This is a genomic window from Nocardia sp. NPDC060249, from assembly GCF_042728755.1.
GTDB lineage: Bacteria > Actinomycetota > Actinomycetes > Mycobacteriales > Mycobacteriaceae > Nocardia.
In genome coordinates, this window is record NZ_JBHXAQ010000005.1 from 183697 (window position 1) to 204837 (window position 21141).

General features: G+C 65.8%; 24 protein-coding genes and 1 pseudogene. 9 read left to right on the top strand and 16 right to left on the bottom strand.

Going from position 1 to position 21141, the window contains the following annotated elements:
- Positions 1–136 precede the first annotated feature (136 nt).
- From ACFWFP_RS20235 to ACFWFP_RS20245, 3 genes are all read right to left on the bottom strand, one after another.
- Positions 137–622: a hypothetical protein gene (locus ACFWFP_RS20235; protein ID WP_379297179.1), complete on the bottom strand. Its 486-nt coding sequence runs from the start codon at positions 620–622 to the stop codon at positions 137–139.
- Between the two features lie 356 nt (positions 623–978).
- Positions 979–3210 carry a catalase/peroxidase HPI gene (katG, locus tag ACFWFP_RS20240; protein WP_379297181.1) on the bottom strand — a complete coding sequence of 744 codons (2232 nt, stop codon included), beginning with the start codon at positions 3208–3210 and terminating at the stop codon, positions 979–981.
- Positions 3211–3232: 22 nt separating this feature from the next.
- The gene (locus ACFWFP_RS20245) at positions 3233–3652 is read right to left on the bottom strand and encodes a Fur family transcriptional regulator (RefSeq protein WP_379297693.1); all 420 of its coding nucleotides are present in this window, start codon (positions 3650–3652) and stop codon (positions 3233–3235) included.
- Positions 3653–4036: 384 nt separating this feature from the next.
- Here ACFWFP_RS20245 and ACFWFP_RS20250 point away from each other — a divergent pair, with 384 nt between their 5' ends.
- Positions 4037–4255, top strand: coding sequence for a hypothetical protein (locus tag ACFWFP_RS20250; protein WP_379297183.1), 219 nt, complete (start codon positions 4037–4039; stop codon positions 4253–4255).
- A 98-nt stretch (positions 4256–4353) separates the two neighbouring features.
- Here ACFWFP_RS20250 and ACFWFP_RS20255 read toward each other — a convergent pair whose 3' ends face one another.
- The 4 genes from ACFWFP_RS20255 to ACFWFP_RS20270 form a co-directional block, all read right to left on the bottom strand.
- Complete coding sequence (locus ACFWFP_RS20255) at positions 4354–4614, bottom strand: DUF4235 domain-containing protein (protein WP_379297185.1); 261 nt, start codon at positions 4612–4614, stop codon at positions 4354–4356.
- The gene (locus ACFWFP_RS20260; RefSeq protein ID WP_379297187.1) at positions 4611–5018 is read right to left on the bottom strand and encodes a DUF3618 domain-containing protein; all 408 of its coding nucleotides are present in this window, start codon (positions 5016–5018) and stop codon (positions 4611–4613) included. Before ACFWFP_RS20260 ends, ACFWFP_RS20255 begins: the two co-directional genes overlap by 4 nt.
- The gene (locus tag ACFWFP_RS20265; protein ID WP_379297189.1) at positions 5015–5434 is read right to left on the bottom strand and encodes a phage holin family protein; all 420 of its coding nucleotides are present in this window, start codon (positions 5432–5434) and stop codon (positions 5015–5017) included. The genes ACFWFP_RS20260 and ACFWFP_RS20265 overlap by 4 nt, the downstream gene beginning before the upstream one ends.
- Before the next feature lie 255 nt (positions 5435–5689).
- The gene (locus tag ACFWFP_RS20270) at positions 5690–6157 is read right to left on the bottom strand and encodes an SRPBCC family protein (RefSeq protein WP_378628559.1); all 468 of its coding nucleotides are present in this window, start codon (positions 6155–6157) and stop codon (positions 5690–5692) included.
- A 189-nt stretch (positions 6158–6346) separates the two neighbouring features.
- Here ACFWFP_RS20270 and ACFWFP_RS20275 point away from each other — a divergent pair, with 189 nt between their 5' ends.
- Complete coding sequence (locus tag ACFWFP_RS20275; RefSeq protein WP_379297191.1) at positions 6347–6982, top strand: TetR/AcrR family transcriptional regulator; 636 nt, start codon at positions 6347–6349, stop codon at positions 6980–6982.
- Between the two features lie 142 nt (positions 6983–7124).
- Entirely contained in the window at positions 7125–7526 is a 402-nt protein-coding gene (locus ACFWFP_RS20280) for an ester cyclase (protein ID WP_379297193.1), read from the top strand.
- 425 nt (positions 7527–7951) lie between these two features.
- Here the strand turns inward: ACFWFP_RS20280 and ACFWFP_RS20285 are convergent, their stop codons facing one another.
- Both ACFWFP_RS20285 and ACFWFP_RS20290 read right to left on the bottom strand, forming a co-directional pair.
- Entirely contained in the window at positions 7952–9601 is a 1650-nt protein-coding gene (locus ACFWFP_RS20285) for an FAD-dependent monooxygenase (RefSeq protein ID WP_379297195.1), read from the bottom strand.
- Between the two features lie 491 nt (positions 9602–10092).
- Positions 10093–11025: a zinc-binding alcohol dehydrogenase family protein gene (locus ACFWFP_RS20290; RefSeq protein WP_379297197.1), complete on the bottom strand. Its 933-nt coding sequence runs from the start codon at positions 11023–11025 to the stop codon at positions 10093–10095.
- Positions 11026–11106: 81 nt separating this feature from the next.
- Here ACFWFP_RS20290 and ACFWFP_RS20295 point away from each other — a divergent pair, with 81 nt between their 5' ends.
- Positions 11107–11547, top strand: coding sequence for a MarR family winged helix-turn-helix transcriptional regulator (locus ACFWFP_RS20295; RefSeq protein WP_379297199.1), 441 nt, complete (start codon positions 11107–11109; stop codon positions 11545–11547).
- Positions 11548–11623: 76 nt separating this feature from the next.
- Here ACFWFP_RS20295 and ACFWFP_RS20300 read toward each other — a convergent pair whose 3' ends face one another.
- Both ACFWFP_RS20300 and ACFWFP_RS20305 read right to left on the bottom strand, forming a co-directional pair.
- Complete coding sequence (locus ACFWFP_RS20300; RefSeq protein ID WP_379297201.1) at positions 11624–12340, bottom strand: phosphodiesterase; 717 nt, start codon at positions 12338–12340, stop codon at positions 11624–11626.
- A 187-nt stretch (positions 12341–12527) separates the two neighbouring features.
- Complete coding sequence (locus ACFWFP_RS20305; protein ID WP_379297203.1) at positions 12528–12905, bottom strand: VOC family protein; 378 nt, start codon at positions 12903–12905, stop codon at positions 12528–12530.
- 85 nt (positions 12906–12990) lie between these two features.
- On the opposite strand from ACFWFP_RS20305, the pseudogene ACFWFP_RS20310 reads away from it, so the two are divergent.
- Positions 12991–13814, top strand: a pseudogene (locus ACFWFP_RS20310) (class II glutamine amidotransferase).
- Between the two features lie 26 nt (positions 13815–13840).
- Here ACFWFP_RS20310 and ACFWFP_RS20315 read toward each other — a convergent pair.
- The 4 genes from ACFWFP_RS20315 to ACFWFP_RS20330 all read right to left on the bottom strand — a co-directional run bounded on the left by ACFWFP_RS20315 (position 13841) and on the right by ACFWFP_RS20330 (position 17522).
- The gene (locus ACFWFP_RS20315) at positions 13841–14089 is read right to left on the bottom strand and encodes a three-helix bundle dimerization domain-containing protein (RefSeq protein WP_379297205.1); all 249 of its coding nucleotides are present in this window, start codon (positions 14087–14089) and stop codon (positions 13841–13843) included.
- Between the two features lie 35 nt (positions 14090–14124).
- Positions 14125–15282 carry a glutamate--cysteine ligase gene (locus tag ACFWFP_RS20320; RefSeq protein ID WP_379297207.1) on the bottom strand — a complete coding sequence of 386 codons (1158 nt, stop codon included), beginning with the start codon at positions 15280–15282 and terminating at the stop codon, positions 14125–14127.
- Between the two features lie 65 nt (positions 15283–15347).
- Complete coding sequence (locus ACFWFP_RS20325; protein WP_379297209.1) at positions 15348–15776, bottom strand: acetyltransferase; 429 nt, start codon at positions 15774–15776, stop codon at positions 15348–15350.
- Between the two features lie 288 nt (positions 15777–16064).
- The gene (locus tag ACFWFP_RS20330) at positions 16065–17522 is read right to left on the bottom strand and encodes an MFS transporter (protein WP_379297211.1); all 1458 of its coding nucleotides are present in this window, start codon (positions 17520–17522) and stop codon (positions 16065–16067) included.
- A 132-nt stretch (positions 17523–17654) separates the two neighbouring features.
- On the opposite strand from ACFWFP_RS20330, the gene ACFWFP_RS20335 reads away from it, so the two are divergent.
- Together ACFWFP_RS20335 and ACFWFP_RS20340 are read left to right on the top strand one after the other, a co-directional pair.
- On the top strand, positions 17655–18452 hold the full coding sequence (locus tag ACFWFP_RS20335; protein ID WP_379297213.1) for a TetR family transcriptional regulator: 798 nt from the start codon (positions 17655–17657) through the stop codon (positions 18450–18452).
- A gap of 146 nt (positions 18453–18598) precedes the next feature.
- Positions 18599–18973 (top strand): VOC family protein, encoded by a 375-nt coding sequence (locus ACFWFP_RS20340; RefSeq protein WP_379297215.1) that lies wholly within the window; start codon positions 18599–18601, stop codon positions 18971–18973.
- A gap of 105 nt (positions 18974–19078) precedes the next feature.
- On the opposite strand, the gene ACFWFP_RS20345 is transcribed toward ACFWFP_RS20340, so the two are convergent.
- Positions 19079–19648, bottom strand: coding sequence for a GNAT family N-acetyltransferase (locus tag ACFWFP_RS20345; protein ID WP_379297217.1), 570 nt, complete (start codon positions 19646–19648; stop codon positions 19079–19081).
- Between the two features lie 47 nt (positions 19649–19695).
- Here ACFWFP_RS20345 and ACFWFP_RS20350 point away from each other — a divergent pair, with 47 nt between their 5' ends.
- Both ACFWFP_RS20350 and ACFWFP_RS20355 read left to right on the top strand, forming a co-directional pair.
- Positions 19696–19830 carry a hypothetical protein gene (locus tag ACFWFP_RS20350; RefSeq protein ID WP_379297219.1) on the top strand — a complete coding sequence of 45 codons (135 nt, stop codon included), beginning with the start codon at positions 19696–19698 and terminating at the stop codon, positions 19828–19830.
- 168 nt (positions 19831–19998) lie between these two features.
- Entirely contained in the window at positions 19999–21141 is a 1143-nt protein-coding gene (locus tag ACFWFP_RS20355; RefSeq protein WP_379297221.1) for a serine hydrolase domain-containing protein, read from the top strand.

Sequence of the window (21141 nt, forward strand, 5' to 3'; positions counted from 1 at the left end):
GGGCCGCCGCGCTGGTCCCGGCAACCGCCCGCCGACCGGTCAGGAGTTCGAACATCCTGTCCCCGGCGGCGGTCTCTGGTTTACAACGGGCGATACCCTGGCGTGTCGTGTCGAAACAGGGAAACCGAGCAGATCTCTACATAGCCGCGGCCGGCCAGCTGATACTGGGCCACGACTTCGGCAGATTGACCGAACCGTCCAGCACCGACCGCACCAGATCCTCGTACCCCTCCCGCATCTCGGCCAGATGGTGCCAGGCACGATGCCGCTGGTCGTCCTCGGCGTTGTGTAACGCCCAGTGGGCATAGGTGGCGGCTTCGGCGACCCGGCCGATCACCCCGCCCACCGTGTCGATTCCTCGCGGAGCGCCGGGACGTGGCCGCGGAAGCTGAGCGGTGATCCACACGTCGATGGTGTGCGCGACCTCCGCGATCTGGCGACCGACCCACACGGCGGACGGTTCGGCCAGCCAGTCCCGATACAACGACCCGAGGGTGCGAGCCCAGCGCGCCAGCGGCTGATCACAATCGACGCCCCCGTTGATCGCGGCCAGCAATTGCTGCGGCGAAAGGAACGGACCGTGCTGAGCCGGCACCGGATACCACGAATCGGGTGCGCTCACCTGCGCGCACCGGGCAGGGCCGCCCCGGGGAAACGCTGCTGTGAAATTGCGGGATTCAGATTTCTTGCACCGGGCACAGCGAACTCCTGATCAAGCACACATCCGCGGGAATGGGTCGATCCAGCGGGCAAAGCAAGGTTTCGATCCTGCGCACGGTCCCGCACCGGCGCCGCGTGGGTCTTCGCAGAATCCGATATTCGTCTGCGTCAAGCTATCAGGCGGCAGACGTGGTGGTGGCAGCCGGCGCACTCTCTCAAGAAACATTTAACAACATGCTTGCGCGGTACCCGGCGAGGTGGACGCAAGCGCGACGAGCCCCGGTCGACCTCTCGGTCGGCCGGGGCTCGCGAGACAGGTCAGCGCAGGTCGAACCGATCGTTGTCGACCACCTTGACCCAGGCGTCGACGAAATCGTTCACGAACTTCGCTCCCGCGGTGTTCTGCGCATATACCTCGGCCACCGCGCGAAGCACCGAGTGCGAGCCGAAGAGGAGATCGTTGGCGGTGGCGGTCCATCGCTTCTCGCCGGTCCGCCCGTCGACACCGTCGTAGACGTTCTCCGCCGACTCCGAGGCCTTCCACTCCGTGCTCTGATCGAGCAGATTCACGAAGAAGTCGTTCGACAGCACGCCGGGCCGGTCGGTGAAGACACCGTGCGTGCTGCCACCGTAGTTGGCGCCGAGCGCGCGCAGGCCGCCGATCAGCACCGTCAGCTGCGGTGCGGTCACGTCGAGCATGTACGCGCGGTCGAGGAGCAGACGCTCGAGCGGAGCCTTCTCGCCGGGACGCACGTAGTTGCGGAACCCATCGGCCCGGGGCTCGAGCACATCGAAGGTGTCGACATCGGTGTCCTCCTGCGTGGCGTCGGTGCGCCCCGGCGAGAACGGCACGGTGATCTGCTGACCGGCGTCGCCTGCGGCCTTCTCGATCGCCGCCGAACCGCCCAGGATGATCAGGTCGGCCAGCGACACCGCCTTGCCGCCGGTAGCAGCGGCGTTGAAATCTTGCTGGATCTGCTCGAGAACCGGCAACACCTTGGCCAGCTCGGCGGGTTCGTTGACGTCCCAGTCACGCTGGGGTTCGAGCCGGATCCGGGCGCCGTTCGCGCCGCCGCGCTTGTCGGTGCTGCGGAAACTCGCGGCCGAGGCCCATGCCGTCTTGACCAGTTGCGCGACCGACAGACCGGACGCGAGCACCGTGTTCTTCAGCGCGGCGATGTCCTGTTCGTCGATCAGCGCGTGGTCGACGGCGGGAACGGGATCCTGCCAGAGCTGTGCCTCGGGCACCCACGGGCCGAGATAGCGGCTGAGCGGACCCATATCGCGGTGCAGGAGTTTGTACCACGCCTTCGCGAACGCCTCGGACAACTCCTCGGGATGCTCGAGCCAGCGACGGGTGATCTCCCGGTACACGGGGTCTTCGCGCAGGGAGAGGTCGGTGGTCAGCATTGTCGGGGTGCGCGCGGGCCCACCGAACGGATCAGGGATGAGGCCTTCGCCCGCACCGTCTTTCGGCTTCCACTGCCAGGCGCCGGCCGGACTCTTGGTGAGTTCCCATTCGAAGCCGTAGAGGTTCTGCAAGAAGCCGTTGCTCCACTGGGTCGGGGTGGCCGTCCACACCACCTCCAGCCCGCTGGTGATGGCGTCTTTGCCCTTGCCGGTGCCGTGCGTGCTCTTCCAGCCGAGACCTTGCTGCTCGAGCGGCGCGGCCTCGGGCTCGGGGCCGACCAGGCTCGCATCGCCCGCACCGTGGGTCTTGCCGAAGCTGTGACCACCGACGATCAGGGCGGCGGTCTCCTCGTCGTTCATCGCCATGCGCGCGAAGGTCTCGCGGATGTCGCGTGCGGCGGCGACCGGATCAGGCCTGCCGTTGGGTCCTTCCGGGTTCACATAGATCAGGCCCATCTGGACCGCGCCCAGGGGGCCCGACAGCTCCCGGTCGCCGCTGTAGCGTTCGTCGCCGAGCCAGGTGTCCTCCGGTCCCCAGAACACTTCCTCGGGCTCCCAGATATCGGGTCGGCCGAAGCCGAAGCCGAAGGTCTGGAACCCCATGGATTCGAGGGCGACGTTGCCGGTGAACACGAGCAGGTCGGCCCAGGAGATGCTGTCGCCGTACTTCTGTTTGACCGGCCACAGCAGCCGGCGAGCCTTGTCGAGGTTGGCGTTGTCGGGCCAGCTGTTGAGCGGGGCGAAGCGTTGCGCGCCCTGACCACCGCCACCGCGTCCGTCGGCGATGCGGTAGGTGCCTGCCGCGTGCCAGCTCATCCGGATGAACAGGCCACCGTAATTGCCGTAGTCGGCGGGCCACCAGTCCTGCGAATCGGTCAGTACCGCGGCGATATCGGCTTTGAGGGCGTCGACGTCGAGCTCGGCGAACGCTGCCGCGTAGTCGAAGTCCTCGCCCAGCGGGTTGGACTTGGACGAGTGCGCGTGCAGGACCGAGACGTCGATCTGTTCCGGCCACCAGTCCTTGTTGGAGTGGGGTCGGCGGTCGGTGTGCGCGGTGGGCGAGGGGATCGCCGGGTTCTCGCTCTCGCTGTTGCTGAGAGTTTCGGCGTCAGGAGCGGGCGGGCGGCTATCGGAGGTCACGATATTCCTTCCTGGACGGGTCTTACGGGCTGGGAGCGCAGTGGTGTTCGCTGGGCGCGCAAGCGGGGCACAGGCCCCAGTAGATGACTTCGGCTTCGTCGATCACGAAGCCGAGGTCGTCGGAGGCAGTCAGACAGGGTGCTTCGCCGACCGCGCAGTCGACATCGGCGATCGCGCCACACGTTCGGCAGATCAGATGATGGTGATTGTCACCGACGCGCGCCTCGTAACGGGCCAGCAGGCCGCGCGGCTGGATGCATCGGAGCAGACCGGCTGTGGTGAGCGTGCGCAAGGTGTCGTAGACGGCCTGATGCGAGACCGCCGACAGACGGGATCGAACGGCACGGATGATCGAATCCGTGTCGGAGTGCGGGTGGGCGTGTACGGCGCTCAGCACCGCTACGCGCGGTGCTGTCACTCGCACAGAAACCCCCCGCAGCATCTGCTGGAACTCCGCGTCCGTGGGCACACCCGCAGTTTTGCGCGTTTTCTGGAATCAGTCAAGTATTGCTGGCCGTCGTGTCTTCGCGCTGACCGCGTCGGTGGGCGCTCGGCACCCGGCACGGGTGTCCGCCGCCCGGCGTCGCCGCTGTCGTTGTGACTGTGGCGTTCGGCCGGTGCGGTGGCGGACACTGCTCGCGCACGAGGCGCGGCGGCGGTGCTCAACGGGGTGGTCCACGCGCCGGAAAAATAGCCCGAAGTTTGCGATTCGGGTCGATTTCTGGCTGTTTGATGTTGTCGGAGAAGGGAATTCCGTGTGCACCCCCAACAGAAGAACTTTCGCCGCGCCGGTGGCCCTGCCGTGCGGGACACGAGGAGACCGCTTATGCCGATTTCTGGTCCAGCTCAGCAGCTCGACAAAACTCCTGAAAATGGTGATACCGAGACCGTCGCGGCGATCGTGTCGCACGACAACCAGCTTGTCGTCCACCTCCAAGACCTGGGTCTGCGCAGGCTGTGTACGTGCGCCGCCGGATTATCCAGCCGGGCTCAGTGGCGGCTCGAAGCGGTAGCCGAAGCATTGCGGAACACCGAAGAGCTCTGATTCCTGTGGGTCACTGACCGCTGCGGAGCATCGCGGTAGTCCTTACCTGAACTCGAAGTCGACGAATGCGCCCGAACCTTCTGAGCTCGGGCTCGCGCCTAATCGCCGGGCCAGGTTCCGGTCAGGGACTTGTAGCCTGTTGCGCCCGCACGGTCCACGGACGCTTTGACCAGACCGAAGATCGCACCCTGCAGTGCGGCGGCGAGCAGGACCTCACGCCAGGTGTGGTCGCGGGCAGTGGCCGACGGCGGTTCCTCGCCTCCAGCGACCACACCCCAGACACGGTTGAACACCGCGCCGGCGGCGATACCGCCCAGCACCCCGACGATCATGCCGAGCGGACGGTAGAGCGTCTTCATGACCGCTGTCTCCGTGCGAGCCACCAGATCAGTGCCGCTGCGGATATCGCGCCGGCAGCTATGGGTACCGGGTTCCGGCGCGCCACCTCAGCTGCCTGCTTGCCTCGTTCGGCCAGCGGTTCGGGAACGGCGGACTCCACCTTCTCAGCCGCCTGCAGGGTCTTCTCCTTGGCAACGGCTTGCGCCTGTTCTGCCTTGTCCCGCGCCTGGTCACCGGCTGCCAGCGTCTGATATTTCGCGGCGGTGACCCGCTCTTTGGCCGCCTCGGCCGTCTCGTGCGCCTTGTCCTTCGCGCGTGCGGGCACGTCCAGCTTGTCGGCGAGCTCGGCGACGGTCTCGCTGAGCTCCTGACGTGCCTGTTCGCGGTCGTTGCGTAGCGCCTTCGGGTCGTTGGGCTCACTCATCGTCTACTCCCGTCCTTCACGATCTCGATGTCTTCTTTGACGCCTTGCACCGCTTCTCGCGGGACCGGTGGCGCGGCGTCGGTGACATTCTTTTTGCCGAGCAGTCCCAGACCCGCGCCGACCAGGAGCAGCGTCGCACCGACGATCAGCGCGGCGGCCCAGTTCGGCAGGACGAGCGCCACAGCGAGGACAGCGGCTGCGGTGAGGGCGATGCCGCCGTAGAAGGCGAGCAATCCGCCGACACCGGCAATGCCGGCACCGCGAGCGATTCCTTTTGTGCGGCCCTGCATCTCCGCGCGGGCGAGCTGGATCTCATCGCGAACCAGCCGGGTGATCTGCTGGGTGGCGTCGTCGACCAGCTCGGCCACCGGGCGGCTGGATGAGGTGGCGGGTGGTCCGGGTTGTGCGGTCGCCATAGCGTGACCTCCTAATTCGGGGGTGTCTCTCGGGGGAAGAACGGGTTCGCTTGCTGCCGTGCTCGCCGACGACGAGCACGGCAGGGAGGCGGTGGTTGTCGACGTGACTTTGTTGGCCCGCTACTACGAGCGGTCGCCGATTACACGGTGGAAGTCGGCGGCCGGACGATCTTCGCGGCTACCGGTCGTACCCCCGAGGAGCGCGCGGCAGCCCAACACAGAGGCCTGTAATGCTCCACCGGAAAGCGTCGCGGTTCAGATCCCAGCGTCGGGGCGCGGGATATCGCCACGCCAAGCTCCGGTTGCGCGGCCCTCGCTCTCGATGAACTGCTTGAAGCGTTTCATGTCGCCGTTCACTCGGTGTTCGAGCACGCCCAGCTTGTCGGCGGCGGTTTCGACGAAACCCTCCGGGTCGACATCCATTTGCGCGGTGATCCGGGTATGGGTGTCGTCGAGACGGTGGAATGTGACCACCCCGGCGTGGTTGGGTCCATCGTCGGACCTCCACGCGACCCGCTCGTCCGGGTGCTGTTCGGTGATGGTGGCGTCGAATTCCCGTGTCGACGGTCCGACATGGATGCGCCAGTGAGTGTGTCGGTCGTCGACTTGGCTGACCTGTTCGACTCCTTCCATGAACTGCGGAAAGGTCTCGAACTGCGTCCACTGGTTGTAGGCGGTACGGATCGGGACGTCTACATCGACAGTTGCGGCTACTGTGCTCACGAGTACTCCGTTCCCCAGCCTGCCTGCGTCGCCGCCACAGACTGGATTCGTTCGCAGCTGCACGCCTTCGAGGCGCTGCAACTCGTACAGTGGCGGCCTACCCGGGGCCCGAAAGTGCAAACAGGAGTGCGGCACCCGGATTTCGGGGTGGCAATTGACCGAATCCGGTGTATTCGTGATCATGGCGGTGTGAGTTCCCACGCCGATCAACAGCGCAAACGCCCTCAGCAGGATCGCGCGAAGGAGACCAAGGCGCGGATTCTCGAGGTGGCCGCTCAGCTCTTCGGTGACCGAGGTATCGGTAACACCTCGACGAACCGGATCGCCGCCGAAGCCGGCATGAGCATCGGCACGCTGTACCGGTATTTCACCGACCGGGAAGAGATCGTCAAGGAACTCACCGACAGCCTGTTCGTGCAGGCCGAGGAACAATACGCTCGGTTGCTCACCAAGTCGGTCGCCGACAAACCTCGGCGCGACACGGTTGCCGAGATCATCCGTGTCGGGGTCGAAATCCTCGTAGCAAACGGCCCCCTCGTGCGCGCCCTGGTGGCCGACCTACAGTTCTACGGCAGCGGGATCCCCGAATTCGAACCGCGGTTGCGAATGCTCATCAAGCTCTACCTGATCCAGTCGCTGGGCCCGACCCACGGCCTCGACGTCGACACCATGGCCTACATCGTGCTCAACGCGGGCTTCTCCACCGCGCTGCGCTCGGTCAAGATGGACGAAGAGGGCATGGACCGCGACGCGGTGATCGATCAGACCGCCGACATGATCGGACTCTGGATAACCTCAGTGGCACAGGCTGATTCGCCCACATAGGGGGCCGAAGACGCTGACGCGTAGCGCATTCGAAGCTGTTCTCGCGTCGTACTCGATTCGCGCGAGCAGTCGGGCGCTAGCATCGGTGCCCGACCGCACAGAACATGATCGCTGACCGATCGACGGTGGGAGGCCACGACAAATGAGTGCGAGCGACCTCAGTGATCGCTATCGAACCTACATAAGTCACTGCAACGCACGCCGATTCGACGAACTCCACGAATTCGTCGCGCGTGATGTCATCGCCTCCGAGACTGCCGAAGGCATCGACAACTACATCGCGGGGATCGAGGCGGTCGTGACCGGATTCGCCGACTACCGGTGGGACCTGCGGCATCTGCTCATAGACGGCGCATGGATCGCCGCGCGGCTGCTCGGTGTCGGAACCCATACGGGCCCGTTCCGGGGACTTGCCGCGACCGGCCGTGTGATCCGCGTCCAGGAACTGGCGATGTACCGCACCGAAGGAGGATTGATCACACGGTGTTGGGGAGACCTCGGCGCAACGCTGCGCGACGAACTGGTCTCCGGCGCTACGAGTTGATGGAAGAGGCGGAATCCGCAGTCAGTCGGTGCAGCGGTCCGTCGCTGCTCATCCAGCCGCCGAGACCAGCGGTCCCGGCGGCCCTCGGTCGGCGAAGACGACCGATCCCTTTACGGACCCGCCCACCAGCTGTCAGGACGTAGTCGGGGTGACGCCCGAGCTGATGCGCCGATACCCCCGCGGTTCTGGTCGCGATCTGCGGAGGTGTGCAAGGCGATCGCTTCCCAACTCCATCACTGCTCTCGCCGAACGCGCGAACATGTCCGCACGCACCTTTTCGCGCCGGTTCACCGAGGAGACCGCAGTTCTGCCAGGAGAGTTGGCAACTAGACGGTGACGCAGCACCAATTGCGGTACGCGCGCCTTCATTCCGCTGGTAAGTCGTCCTTGCTGTGGCGAGGGAATGTTGTTGCTGGGCCGGCGAATCAGGCGATGCCCAGAACACTTTCGGGGACAGGGGCGAAGGTCGACTCGAAATGTCGAATGAGCTCGTCTGGGGCGGCGGGGGAGGTGGCACAGCCGAGGTAACCGTCGGGGCGGACGACGTAGGCCGCGCCCGCCGAGCAGCGATATTGCCGGGCGAAGTCGCCGTCGCTGTCACGGATGACCGGGAGGATCGTCGGGTCGACGGTAGCGCCCGGGCTCACGACGAGGTAAACGTCGAGGTGGCCGTCGGTCACTTTCCGAAGCAGGTCGACGTGGCGTTCGATGTCGGTGAGAGTTGGTGTGTCGCACGTGTTGCCGACGAACCAGAGCAGCGTGTGGTCGGGGCCGGCGAGCAGGGTGAAGAGCCGGAAAGGCGACGCCACTGCGTCCCGGGTGAGCCCGATCGCGTCCGGAGCGCGGCTGCCCGCGAGGGGAGGCACTGCGCCGGTGGGGGATTCGGTGACGATGGGGCTGTCGTGATAGTCGATCAGGAGTTGCGCCTCGCGGAGCAGAACGCGTTCGGGGTCCGATTCGCCGGCGCCGATCCCGTCGCGGGCGTCGCGGACGGTGCGGCCGACCACTTCTTCGCCGATCGGCCTGCGTTCGGCGTCGTAGCTGGCCAGCAATGTCGGCGCCGCAACCTCCGCGACGGCCAGCGCGAGCTTCCACGCGAGGTTGTGCGCGTCCTGGATGCCGGTGTTCATGCCCTGCGCGCCCGTGGGCGGGTGGATGTGGGCAGCATCGCCCGCGACGAAAACTCTGCCCCGGCTGTAGGAGTCGACGATGCGATGGCTGATCCGGAACACCGAGGACCAGCGCAGATGTGAGGCGGTCGTCGGTTCGGGCGCGAGCCGGTCGAGCACCGCCTGGAGATCGGCCAGTGCCGGGCCGGGCCCGGTGCCGAGTCCGTGCTCGACCTTGTCGCCGCCGACGGAGGTGTCGGACGCCAGTTCCTGGGGAACCCGCATCGACACCCGGTAACGACGGTGGCCGGGTAGCGGGACACAGACCAGCACGTCGTCGGTGACACCGTTGGTCTGGTGCATGGACCGCACGGTATAGCCGTGCGGTTGCGACCAGTCCAGTTCGACGTCGCCGAGCATGTACTGCTCGGCGAAGGCAGCGCCCTCGAACGTCAGGCCCAGCGTCTTGCGGACGGTGCTGTGCGCACCGTCGCAGCCGACCAGATACCGTGCCCGCACCCTGTGCTCGCCCTCGGGTCCGGCGAGCACGGCATCGACGCCGTCGCCGTCCTGGGTGAACCCGACGAGCCGGACCCCGCGCTCGACCCGCGTCCCCAGGGTCTCGAGGTGCTGGCGCAGGATCCGCTCGGTCTCGTACTGGGGAAGTCCGAGAAACCCGAAAGGAATGTCGGCGGGCAGCGCCAGATCCATGCGGTCGGCCTCGGCGCCGTTGATGTACACGATCTGGCCGCGCAACAGGATCCCGGCGTCGAGCACTTCGCGCAGGATGCCCATCGCCTCGAACAGTTCCAGCGTGCGAGGCTGGATGCCCACCGCTTTCGCGTATTGCGGCGGGTCGGATTGCGCGTCGATGATCCGGCACCGTACCCCGTGCCGGACCACCTCTACGGCGGCGGCCGAGCCCACCGGACCTGCGCCGACGATCAGAACATCGGTATCGAACATGCGACATCACCTCGCGCTGGAAGCCCCCGCCTCATGCTGTTCGCTGATCGTACGCCCGGCACCGACCGGCGCTGTCGTGCCACGCGACGGGCTTCGCCGCGTGCCGGCCACTGTCTGTCGTGCTCGGTTGCGAGACGCGACGGTCCCCCCGAGAGATGTTGCGACCGTGTCGAATCCGATGTCGACCGGCGCGGCCACTCGAACAGGACTCGTATGCGGCATTTGCCCAGTTCTGATATGCGCCTGTTGCGCGATACCCGAGGTGGTCGGCCCATGCCGGAACCCCGCGCCGATCCGGCGAGACCGCGACTGCGAATCACTGATGCTCGGTGGCTGACTGCGCAGCGTCCGAGTGGCATGCCGGTCGGCGTGGCCGAGCGACGCTGTGCCGCTCGTGCCACGTCGACCTGGCAACAGCGGGCCTCGGCTGAGCAGACCCACCAGGCGGGGGCGCATAGAAATTGTTGTGCCGGTGGGGGAATGGCGGCGTGCTACGGAACGTAGACGATGCGGTCGTCCGTCTCCGCGCTCCACGTCTCGCTGATCTGGGCGAGAGGTAGGGCACGCGCCTGCACGTCGATCGTGCCTGCGTGCACCGCGGCGGCGATCTCCGGCAGCTCTGCGAGGAAGCCGCGGGGCGAGACCGAGCCGATGCCGCTGCCGCAGATCTGCAGCTGGGACGCGCGCAGGAGAGCGGACTGCAGGGGCATCGTCTGACCGGCGATGGATCCGATCTGGATCCAGTCCAGCGGGGCGCCGCGGTCGCGGCGAGCGCTGATCATCGCGGCCATCGCCTGCGCGGACGGCTCTCCCCACACGTAGTCGAGGACGACGTCGACGTCGGCCGCGCGGTGGGCCAGGTCGAACGTCACCGTTTCATCCGCGCCCAGCTCGTGCAGTGCGGCGAGCCGGGAGGTGTTGCGGCCGGCGGCGATCACGGAGGAGGCACCGAACTGCTTGGCTATCTGCACGGCCATGCGCCCGGCGCTCCCGGTGGCACCGAGGACGAGGACGCGCTGACCTTTTTGGAACGCGATGCGGCGGCGCAGCGCGACCCAGGACGACATCGCCGGGTTCATCGCGGCGGCGATCCGTACCGGGTCGATGTCATCGGGCAGCACCACGCTGCGACGGGGATCGATCACCGTCTGGTCGGCGAACGTGCCGAGGACGGTGTCGTCCAGAGCCACGTACCTGAGTGTCCCGTGCTGGTCGCGCACGACACCGTCGACGCCGGGAACGAACGGGAACGTCTCTGTGCTGCTGTAGTGGGTGCCGTTCGCCCGAGCCCTGACCAGGTGATGCAGGCCGGCCGCGAGGACGTCGACGACCATCTCGTTTTCGTTTTCCTCCGCGGCGACAGGTGCGGGGTACTCGGCGTACCGGGGTGGAGTGTCGAAACTGGTGACGACAGCGGCGTGCACGGCGACTCCTAGACATAGTTTGTATTACCAACTACATCTACTTTGGTTGGTAATACAAACTATGTCAAGTACGATCTCCGCATGGAACCTGATGGCGCGCTCGAGGATGCCCTGGTCCGGACGTCCTTCCGGGTGATGGCCGTGCTCACTCGGATCGGTTCGGAACACGACCTGTCCCTCACGCAACTGCGGCTACTCGGGCTCCTGCGGGACCGGCGCCCGCGCATGACCGATCTGGCAACGTTCCTCGGGCTGGACAAGTCCACGTTGTCGGGACTCGTCGAGCGAGCCGAGCGCCGTGGTCTGGTGACACGAGGCAAATCGCCGGAGGATCGCCGGGTTGTCGACGTGTTCATCACTCCGGCCGGCCAGGAACTGGTGGAGCGGCTACAAGAACAGATTCACGTGGCTCTCGCTCCCTACACCGATCCACTGCATGCCGACGAACGCCACGCACTCACGCACCTGCTCGATTCCGTTTCCCGCGGCCCGGCGGGCGACGCGGGAAAGAACGCGCTGTAAGTGGCGGCACCGACCAGCGCAGCCGGGCAAGGCCGTTGCAGGCTGACGTGACCAGAACTCTGACCGAACACGCTGGTCAGGTCGCGGGCTGAGCGCCGTCGTCGGTGCGGCCGCGACGGCTTCCGGTGTAGGCGCTTTCGCGCAGCCAGTTCACCACTCGCGGCATCAAGGCGACGTCGGCGGGATGGTTGAGGATCGGATCGAAGAAGTCGGTGCGGTATTCGCCCGGCGCGGCTCGCCGGAGGTCGAGTTCGCCGACTGTCTCGGGTGGGCGGCCGATTCCATCGGCGATGATCGAGAACCGGATCACCTGATCGTCGAGGTGATCGTCGAGAGCTCGCAGAGACGCCGTATTCGGCAGGTCATCGGTGTCGAGCGGTTCGGCGAAGAGCCAGACCGGCGAGGCGTCGGCGAATCGGTAGGGCAGCAGCGTGCCGAAACGGGCTGTGGCCCACGCGCGAGCGGGGGTGATGACGAACCGGCCCATCGCACTGCGACCGGTCGTCGCGAGCGTGAAGTCCCAGGGGTGTTCGTCGCGATCGAGTACCCGGAATGCCAGCCCGAGTACGTCGGGCACGCCGCCGGGGCTGCCGATGCCTTTCGACTGCCGGGCGATGACCGCTCGGTCGCCGGGACCGAACCAGGGCTCGTAGGCGCTGGTGGCACGGAATCGGCCCGCGAGACGAACGCCGCGTGGGTGGAACACCCGTGCGTGCCGCAGCCGAGCCCCGGTCTGGAAGGTGGTGCGGACGACGGTGTTCGGTAGTTCGGTGACACGGTGCATATCGATCATCGGCGCTGGTCTCCTGTCACGATTGTGGTGGCGGTCTTCGTCCTGCTGTGGCGTGTGTGCGATTCGCGCCACGAGGAACTGCTCAGGGTTCGCCTACCCGCGCCGACAGCGCCCAATCGCTGTTTGCCGGGTGGAAGTAACCGATCGGGCAACCACCGACCTGCCGCGTTTCCGAACTCCAAATCGCTCAGGTGTCAGCTGCCGCAATTCCCCACACGAGGCAGAACGGATGACCTGCGGGATCGCGAAATACCCGGAAGCGGTCTTCGTCGACAGCATCGGTGACGCGGGTGGCGCCGAGACCCAGCACATGTCGCTGCGCCGGCTCGATATCGCCGACTTCGATGTCGAGGTGGAACTGCTGGGATCCCCGTGGGTCCGGGAATTGCGGAGGCTCGTGTTCGGGTGCGAGCTGGAAGGCCAGCCGCCGCCCCTGCGGCTCGGTCAGGACAACCCAGGTCTCATCTGTGTCCTCGATGGTGCCGCCGATCAGTTCACGGTAGAAACGCGCCAGTTCGGCCGGATATCTGCAGTCGAGCACCACGGAACGAAGGTTTCCGATCATGCACTCCGAGTTACCGTCGTAGGCCGGGCTAAACCCGGCCGAAAGCGAGCGATCCGTCTGCTTGAATGGATATATGTGCAGATGGATGGCCTACGCGGGGGAGCCGATTCTCGCGGAAGAACTGTTGTTCACCCCGCGGCACTCGTTGATCGACCAGAGTTTGCATTCCCGGCTCGGAGCCACGACGACCAATGGTGACGGGTTCGGTATCGGCTGGTATGGGGAGGGTGCGGAACCCGCGGTGTTCAAGAGCATCGAACCGGCGTGGAACGACCGAAATCTGCGTGAGGTCGCCGGTCAGATCCGCACGCCGTTGTTGTTTGCCCATATTCGCGCGTCGACCGGGACGGCGGTACAGCGCAGTAACGCTGCCATCCGTTCCGGCACGGGCGGTGGTTGTGGATGCACAACGGAGCACTGCGTGGCTTTCGTGAGGTCCGGCGCGACCTGGTCACCGCGATCGACCCGGGGTTGTTTCCCGACCTCGAGGGATCGACGGATTCGGAAACTCTGTTCTATCTGGCGCTGACCTTCGGTCTCACCGACGATCCGCTCGGTGCGGTAGCTCGCGCGGTCGGATTCGTCGAAGATGTCGGTCGCGCGCACCAGGTGGAGAATCCGGTCCAGATGACCGTAGCGACGACCGATGGCCGATCACTGTGGGTCTTCCGCTATTCGAGCGAACGTCAGTCGAGATCGCTGTTCTTCTCGTCGAAGATCGCTCCCCTGCGGGCTCTGCACCCCGAAGTGGAGGTATTGCACCGCCTCGGCGACAACACCCGTTTCGTGGTATCCGAACCGCTGCGTGACCTGCCCGGCGCGTGGAACGAAGTTCCCGAATCGTTCGCCGGAATCGTGCGGGCCGGGGCGGATGAACTCGTGAGATTCGAGCCTGTTTCACCGGTCTGAGTCGTCGTGTCGAGATCTGTCACAACCTAGATCGTGGCCATCGTCTGGGCGCTGTGCGGGCCCTCGCCGGTGACCGCTATCGGGGAGATACCGACAGCTTGCCGGGCGGCTTTCTCGACGAGTAGCGGAACGAAATCGCGGACACGGGCGTCGGCGAATCGCTCATGAATACGGCGAACCAGGAGCTCGACCGCTGCCGGTGATTCCGCCGGGAAACGGACGACCAGACGTTCGATCACCTGATCGATCTGCACGGATTCGTTGTTGTCGCGCATCATCCACCGCCTCGCCTCATCACTCCCCGGTCGGGTCATCTGGTCCGCTGGGAATTGTCCGCCTCGCACCCTTCGACGGTCAGTCGCGAGAGCTCGGCGATGACGTTCGCCGGGCCACCGGCCAGCAGGGCGCCGCGTTGCCGGACGGCGCCGTTGCCGCTGGCGAGTACGGTCGCCAACGCGTCGCGGGTGAATTCGTAGTCACCGGATTCCTCCAGGGCGGGACGGACGTGGCAGAGCAATTGGGCCAGGGCACGGCGGCTGTCGCGGCGACCCGCCATGGCTGTGGGGAATCGAGTGCCGGAAAGCCCGTATCGGGCAGCGTTGCGGCAGGCTGAGCGCAAGTGCGTGCGGCCGATCGCAACGGCGAGGTGCCCACGGCCGATGGCGGTGACCGAGGTGATGACGAGGGCCCGCACCAGGCTCGCCAACAGGGTGGTTTCCACGACGGTCGCGGGCACGTCGCTGATCCGGATCTCGATTGTCGGCAGGTGATCGGACAATCGCACATCCCAATAGACCATCGCGGTGTCGAGAATCTGTCCGTCTTCGGCGAGTCCCGCGACGGTGTCGTCGTAGTGCGCGGCCGACCGGAAGAACGGTGGTGGGCCCGCACTGGGCCATCGCGCCCACATCACGCGCCGCCAACTGGCGTACCCGGTATCGATGCCCTCGGCGATCGGGGAGTTCGCTGTCAACGCCAAGAGTGCGGGCAGCCAACGGCGCAGGTGATTGCTGACCTGCACCGCGAGGTCGCGGTCGGGGACGCAGACATGGACATGGCAACCGCAGGTCACCTGGTCGGCCAATGCCCCGAAGCGGTCGGCCATCCGCCGGTATCTGGGTGTGTCGGTGATGGAACCGGCGGGCGGCCCCCAGATCGGTACTCCCACCGCCAGCGGCCGCGAGCCGGTCCGAGCCGCGGCGTCGACGATCGCGACCCTGGCCCGCCGAACCTCGCGATGTACCGCGTCGATACTCGCGCAGACGGGGGTGCAGGTTTCGATCTGGCATCGCGAGAGTTCCAGCTGCAATTCGCTGTCGGTCTCGGCCTCCGCGACGGTGGTGCTGGTCAGGCAAGGACGGCCGGTGGCCGGGTCGATCAGCACGAACTCTTCCTCGACGCCGACGGTGTAGGCGCGAAGGTCGTTGCGGTGCAACCGATCGCGCTGGTCGATCGACAGGGACGCCATCGTTCCTCCTGGTCGGCGCCTCGCCCTGCGGCGGACGAGCTGTCGAGGAGACATCCGACGAGGACTCAGCGTTCGGGTCGCCAGGTGGAGACCGCCCAGATGATCACGACACTCAAGGCGATGATCACGATGGACCATGCCGGGTAGTACGGCAGGGACATGAAGTTCGCGACGATGACCAGCGCGGCGATTCCCATCGCGCCGTACCGGCCCCACGCCGACCCGATCGCGAGTCCGACGCCACAGATCAGCGCGAGGGCGCCCAGCACGACGTGAATCCAGCCCCACGTCGTGGTGTCGAACTCGTAGACGTATTCGATTCCGGCGACATACACCTTGTCGTCCGCGATCGCGGAGATACCCTGCAGAATGGAGACCGCCGCCAAGATGATGAGCATGAACGCGGCCGCGATGGATATTCCCTCGGCGACGGCCTCCCGCTGGAAGGGCTCGGCCTCGGGGACATTGGGTACCGGTGACGGGTTGCCGGTCATGGTCGACTCCTCGGTGATGCTGAGGACCGCCCACTCGACACCAGGCAATCCGCCGTTGAATGGATGCAGGTCCTGTCGGAAACTTCTACTTGTCGAAAGGGCGATGGTTCCTTTTTGGTGCGCGACGGTTGGCTCGGTGTCGCGGTGCATCATCGAGAATCGATTGCCCAGCGAAATTGTCTGCGGGGGTTCAGTATCCGCATTCGTGGGTTGCTCAGAGTTTACCGGAGTGTATTCCTATTAACAAGATGCGCGGTTGCGGCAACACGCGAGTAGGGGCCATGGTGCTCACGGCATTCGCGCTGAGTATTTGCTGTCGATGACGAACAGGCTGATCAGCAGCGCCGTCGCGGTGAAGATCACCGCAGCGATCACGGCGCTGGACAGGCCGTGCGCGAGGATGTCTTCGGGTCCGGTGTTTTCCCGGGCCCGTTCGGCGCGGGCCGACTGATAGATGGTGGTCAGAATGGCCACACCGAGCGAAAGCCCGATCTGCTGGGTCGCTTGGAGCAGTCCGGACGCGGCGCCCGTATCGCGAGGCTCGAGTCCGCCGAGCACAGTCATGTTCAACGTGACGAAGGCCAGGCTCAGACCGGCGCCGAGCAGAATGAAGGGTCCGAGAACGCCGGTGAAATAGGTCGTCGCCTCATGGGTGGTGGTCAGCCAGATCGCTTCCAGCATCATCAGCACCACCCCGGCGAGCAATACCTGTTTGCGGCCGAATCGAGCGATCAGTCCCGGCGCCGACTTCGCCACGGCGAACTGGACCGAAGCCATGGGCAGAAAGGCGATTCCGGCGATCAGCGGGCTGAAACCGAGCGCTTCCTGGATGTAGAGCGAGAGCAGAATGTAGGTGCCCGCCATGGCCGCCATCAGCAGGGCGAATGTCAGGTAGGCACCGGCCCGTACCGGATCTCCGAACAGCCGCAACGGCATGATCGGGTGATCAGCGCGCCGTTCGACGTAGACGAACACCGCGATGAGCACGATGCCGACGACGATCGGCACCACGGTGCCCGGCTCGGTCCAACCGTCGGACCCGTGGGTCAGCCCGTAGACCACGCCGACCATGCCGAGGGTGGACAGGATCGCCCCGAGTAGATCGAATGTGCCTGTGTGGCGTTCGGTTTCGGTCAGGTAGCGCAGTGCGACAACGATGGTCAGCACGCCGATCGGCACGTTGATGAAGAACACCAGACGCCAGCTCAGGGTGGTGAGTATGCCGCCGAGGATCAGGCCGAGCGTGATACCGAATCCGGTGACCATGGAGAACACTGCGAGCGCGTGGGTGCGTGGGGGACCATCGGCGAAGGTGACGGCGATCATCGACAGGGCCGCGGGGCCCGCGAAGGCGAAGCCGACGCCTTGCAGCGCACGCGCGGCGATCAGCAAGCTCTCGTCGGGTGCGACGCCGCCGAGGATCGACGCGGCGACGACCACGCCGAGTCCCCAGATGAAGGTCCGGCGTCTGCCGAGGAGGTCGCAAGCACGGCCGCCGAGAAGCAGCAGGCCGCCGTAGGCCAGCGAACAGGCACTGAACACCCAGGCGAGGGCTGGTCCGGACATGCCGAGTCCGGCCCGGATTTCGGGTAGCGCGATGGTGACGACATTGCTGTCGACCGCGACCATGAGCTGGCAGGTCACGATGATGCCCAACACCAGCGACAGGCGGCGGTTGTGCTTGCCCGTGGTCGGCGCGTTCTCGTCGTGAGTTCGGTTGGCGGGCTCGGTGTCTCGGCTGGTCATCGACATCCGTTCGAAGAATTCGGGGAGAGGTCGAGCTGCTGCGCGGCGCTGCGCGTCTGCTCTACGCTTGTAGACTGAAACCAGCATAGGTACGCCCACCCATTTCGTCTACAGATGTTGAGCGAGGTTGCGATGACAGGGCACGAACTCGACGCGGCGGCCGCACCCGTCAGCCGGGCCGAGCGGCGCGGCCACACCCGGCAGCTGATCCTGGACGCGGCGCGCGAGCTCTTCGCCGAGCGCGGTTACCTCGAGACCACGATTCGGGCCATCGCGCAGCGCGCCGAGGTCGATCCGGCGCTGGTGATGCAGCATTTCGGCGCCAAGAGCGCGCTGTTCGACGAGGTGTCGGGTATTCCGATCACCCTCGACGACGCGTTGGAAGGCCCAGCGGAGGAACTCGGTGAACGCCTGCTTCGACATGCCTTGGCGGAGGTGGACCGCAAGGACGACCGGACGATGCCGGTGCTGCGGTCGATGCTCACCCATCCGGGGGCGGCCCATGCCGTGCGCTGCGCGATCATGAATCCGGAAACGAGTCCGTGGACCCGAGTGCTGGTCGGCCCAGATGCTGAGCGGCGGTCCGCGTTGATCGGCACGCTGGTACTCGGCGTGCTGGTCGCGCGCTACATGGTGCACCTTCCCGGGGTGTCCGACGCGCCGGCCGAGCGGTTGGTCGAGTTGGTCGGGCCGTGCCTGCGCCCGCTGGTGATGGATGGTTTGCCGCCGGAGCCGAAAGAACCGTGCACGGCCCTGGCGGCCCTGGGTGAAGCGGATGCGGCGCGCCGGGCCGCTGCTGAACGCGTCGACGAGTGCGCCAGAATCGCGCTTGCCGACGGCGCGTCCTACGGCGATGTGGGCCGACTGCTCGGGATCAGTCGGCAGGCAGCCCGCAAACGGTGGCCGAACGCGATTGCAAATGACAACTAAGGTTGTCGATATGCGGTCTCCGTGGTAGAAGCTCAGTCCTCTCCCTGTTGACAATATGAGTTGTCATCGATGCCCCTGACGGACAACGATGGTATCGATGGCAGGACGACTCCCGCGTCAGGCTGGGGTCACAGGCAGGGAGAGCTATGACCGCGATAGCCAGGTTCGGTGCGATTGCCCTCGACAGCCGGGACGCCCGGCACCTCGCCCAGTTCTACCGAGCGTTGCTGGACTTCGAAATCCGGTACGAGTCCGATGATGTGGTGGTCCTGCGCGGATCGGGGGTGACGTTGACGATCGAACGCGTGGAGGACCACATACCGCCGGAGTGGCCGGGCAATCGGGTGCCCAAGCAGATGCACCTGGACCTGTTCGTCACTGACCTCGATGTCTCCGAGGCCGCAGCGATCGGCTGCGGTGCGGTCAAGGCGCAATTCCAGCCCGCACCGGATCGCTGGCGCGTGCTTCTCGACCCCTCGGGACATCCGTTCTGCCTCACGATGCCGCCCAGTCCGGACTGAGCCCACCGGCCTGTCCCGCCCCCGCGTGTTCTCGTCCGTCAAGTCGAACAGACCGGCACACGAACAGCACCTGTCGCGCCCTACAGGTGCCGACCGAGCCCGGTATCAGTCGGTGCGGAGTCGGGCGTGGAGGTGCATGTCGTGGCGGCCGTCGGTGTGGCGGCCGGCCCCACGCAATGTGCCCTCGAACATGAATCCGCATTTGGCCGCGACCCGGCACGAGGGCAGATTGTGGACCGAGTGGGTGAGCTCGATCCGGTCGAATCCGACGTCGTGAAAAGCCCACCGGGTCAGCATGGTTGATGCGCGAGGCGCGATAGCGTGTCCGCGCCACGCCGGCAGGGTCCAGTAGGCGAGCTCGGTGACGCCCTCGGTGAGGTCCGATTGCCGCAACCCGATACGTCCGGCGACTTCTCCGTTGCTGGTGACAGCCCACTGACCGTTGCCGCTGGACCACGCTGAGCGCCATCGGCAAATCCATTGGCTAACCTGCTCGATGGACTCGGCGGTCCGAACATGCCAATGCTGGATCGCGGGGTCTTGGAATCCCTCGTAGACGGTGGGCGCATCGGCGTCGGTCCAGGGCCGCAGTGTCAGCCCGTCGACTGCGGTGAGCGTGGGCTGGTCGGTGGCGAACGCGACGGGATCGACTACTGCCGTCATCAACTCGGGCATTCCAGCATTGTCCCCCCGCGGCCAACGAAGATGGACAGGAACCAGCCATGCCGAGGCACGGCCTGCATCCGGCCAAAGGCGCCGCGGGCGGGCTGTGGCGCTGCGAGACCGTCGTCGTCTTCGATGCCGCCGGACGCTTGGATGCCGCCCGAATTCCTCGAGGGGATAAGGCTTCCAGCTGAAGACTGGTCAGAAGTTTCATTGTCGGGTACGAGTGTTTCCGCACGCTGGAGGCACGAGTTGGTCGTGCGATCTCGGCGCGTGTAGTCATCGGTAGTAGTGCCAGCACCACCGGGTATTGGGGGGCCGACAGGCTTCTTGTGGAAGGGCGATCTCCTTAGTTTCATGGGATGCGGATGAAACTTGCGATGCTGGGGATGGCGGTTTTGATAACGACGTCGTGCGGGGTGGACACCTCGCACGATGCGACGGAAGCGGGCCGGGAAGAGATCGCTGCCGCGCTGAACAATGCGGTGCGCCAAGGGTATCCGGGAGCTCAGGCGGTGATCACCGATGGCGGCCATACCTGGACGGTCACCGCAGGGGTAGCCGACCTGGCTACCGGCAGGCCGTTCTCCGACGGCGATCGGCTTCGGATTGCCAGCAACACCAAGCCATTCGTCGCTACCGTGATGCTGCAATTGGTGGCGGAGGGCAAGGTCGAGTTGGATGCGCCGGTGGAACGGTATCTGCCGGGAGTGGTGCGCGGGCCGGGTATCGACGGAAATCGGATCACGATCCGGAACCTGTTGCAGCACACCAGTGGACTGCCCGAATACGCGGCCGAGTTCGGGACGCCGCCCAAGCCCGGTCAAGTCGCCGGCCTCACCGAGCAAGTACGATGGGGGACAGCGGATATCACCGAAGTGGTCCGGAACGCGCTCACTGCGCCCGCCGACTTCGAGCCCGGTGTGCAGTGGGCATACTCCAACACGAACTACGCCGTCGCCGGGATGGTGATCGAGAAGGTCACCGGAAATCTGGTAGGCGCTGAGGTCACCCATCGGATCATCGAGCCACTCGGCTTGCGCAACACCTACTACCCGAGTCCTGAGGAAGTCGACATCCGTGGCTCACATCCGAAGGGCTACACCGAAATCGATGGCGTCCAGGTCGACTACACCAGCCAGAACGTTTCGTGGGCAGGCGCGGCAGGCGCGATGGTCGCCTCCGGTGCGGACCTGAACCATTTCTTCATCGCCCTGCTGGACGGAAAGCTGCTCCCGCCCGTGCTCTTGGCGGAGATGAAGAATGTCCGGCCGGTCGGAGTGGACAGCAAATGGGCCTACGGTCTCGGCCTGGCACGCATCACGATGTCGTGCGGCACCGAGCTCTGGGGCCACACCGGCGGTCTCTCGGGCACGGTGACCTATGACGGCGTGGTCCTCACTACCGGTCGCGCCATAACCATTGCCCTCAACCAGGACCTGATGGATGACCGCTACCAGGAAGGATCGCGCGCTTTGGACGCTGCCGCCTGCTCGGCGCCCTGA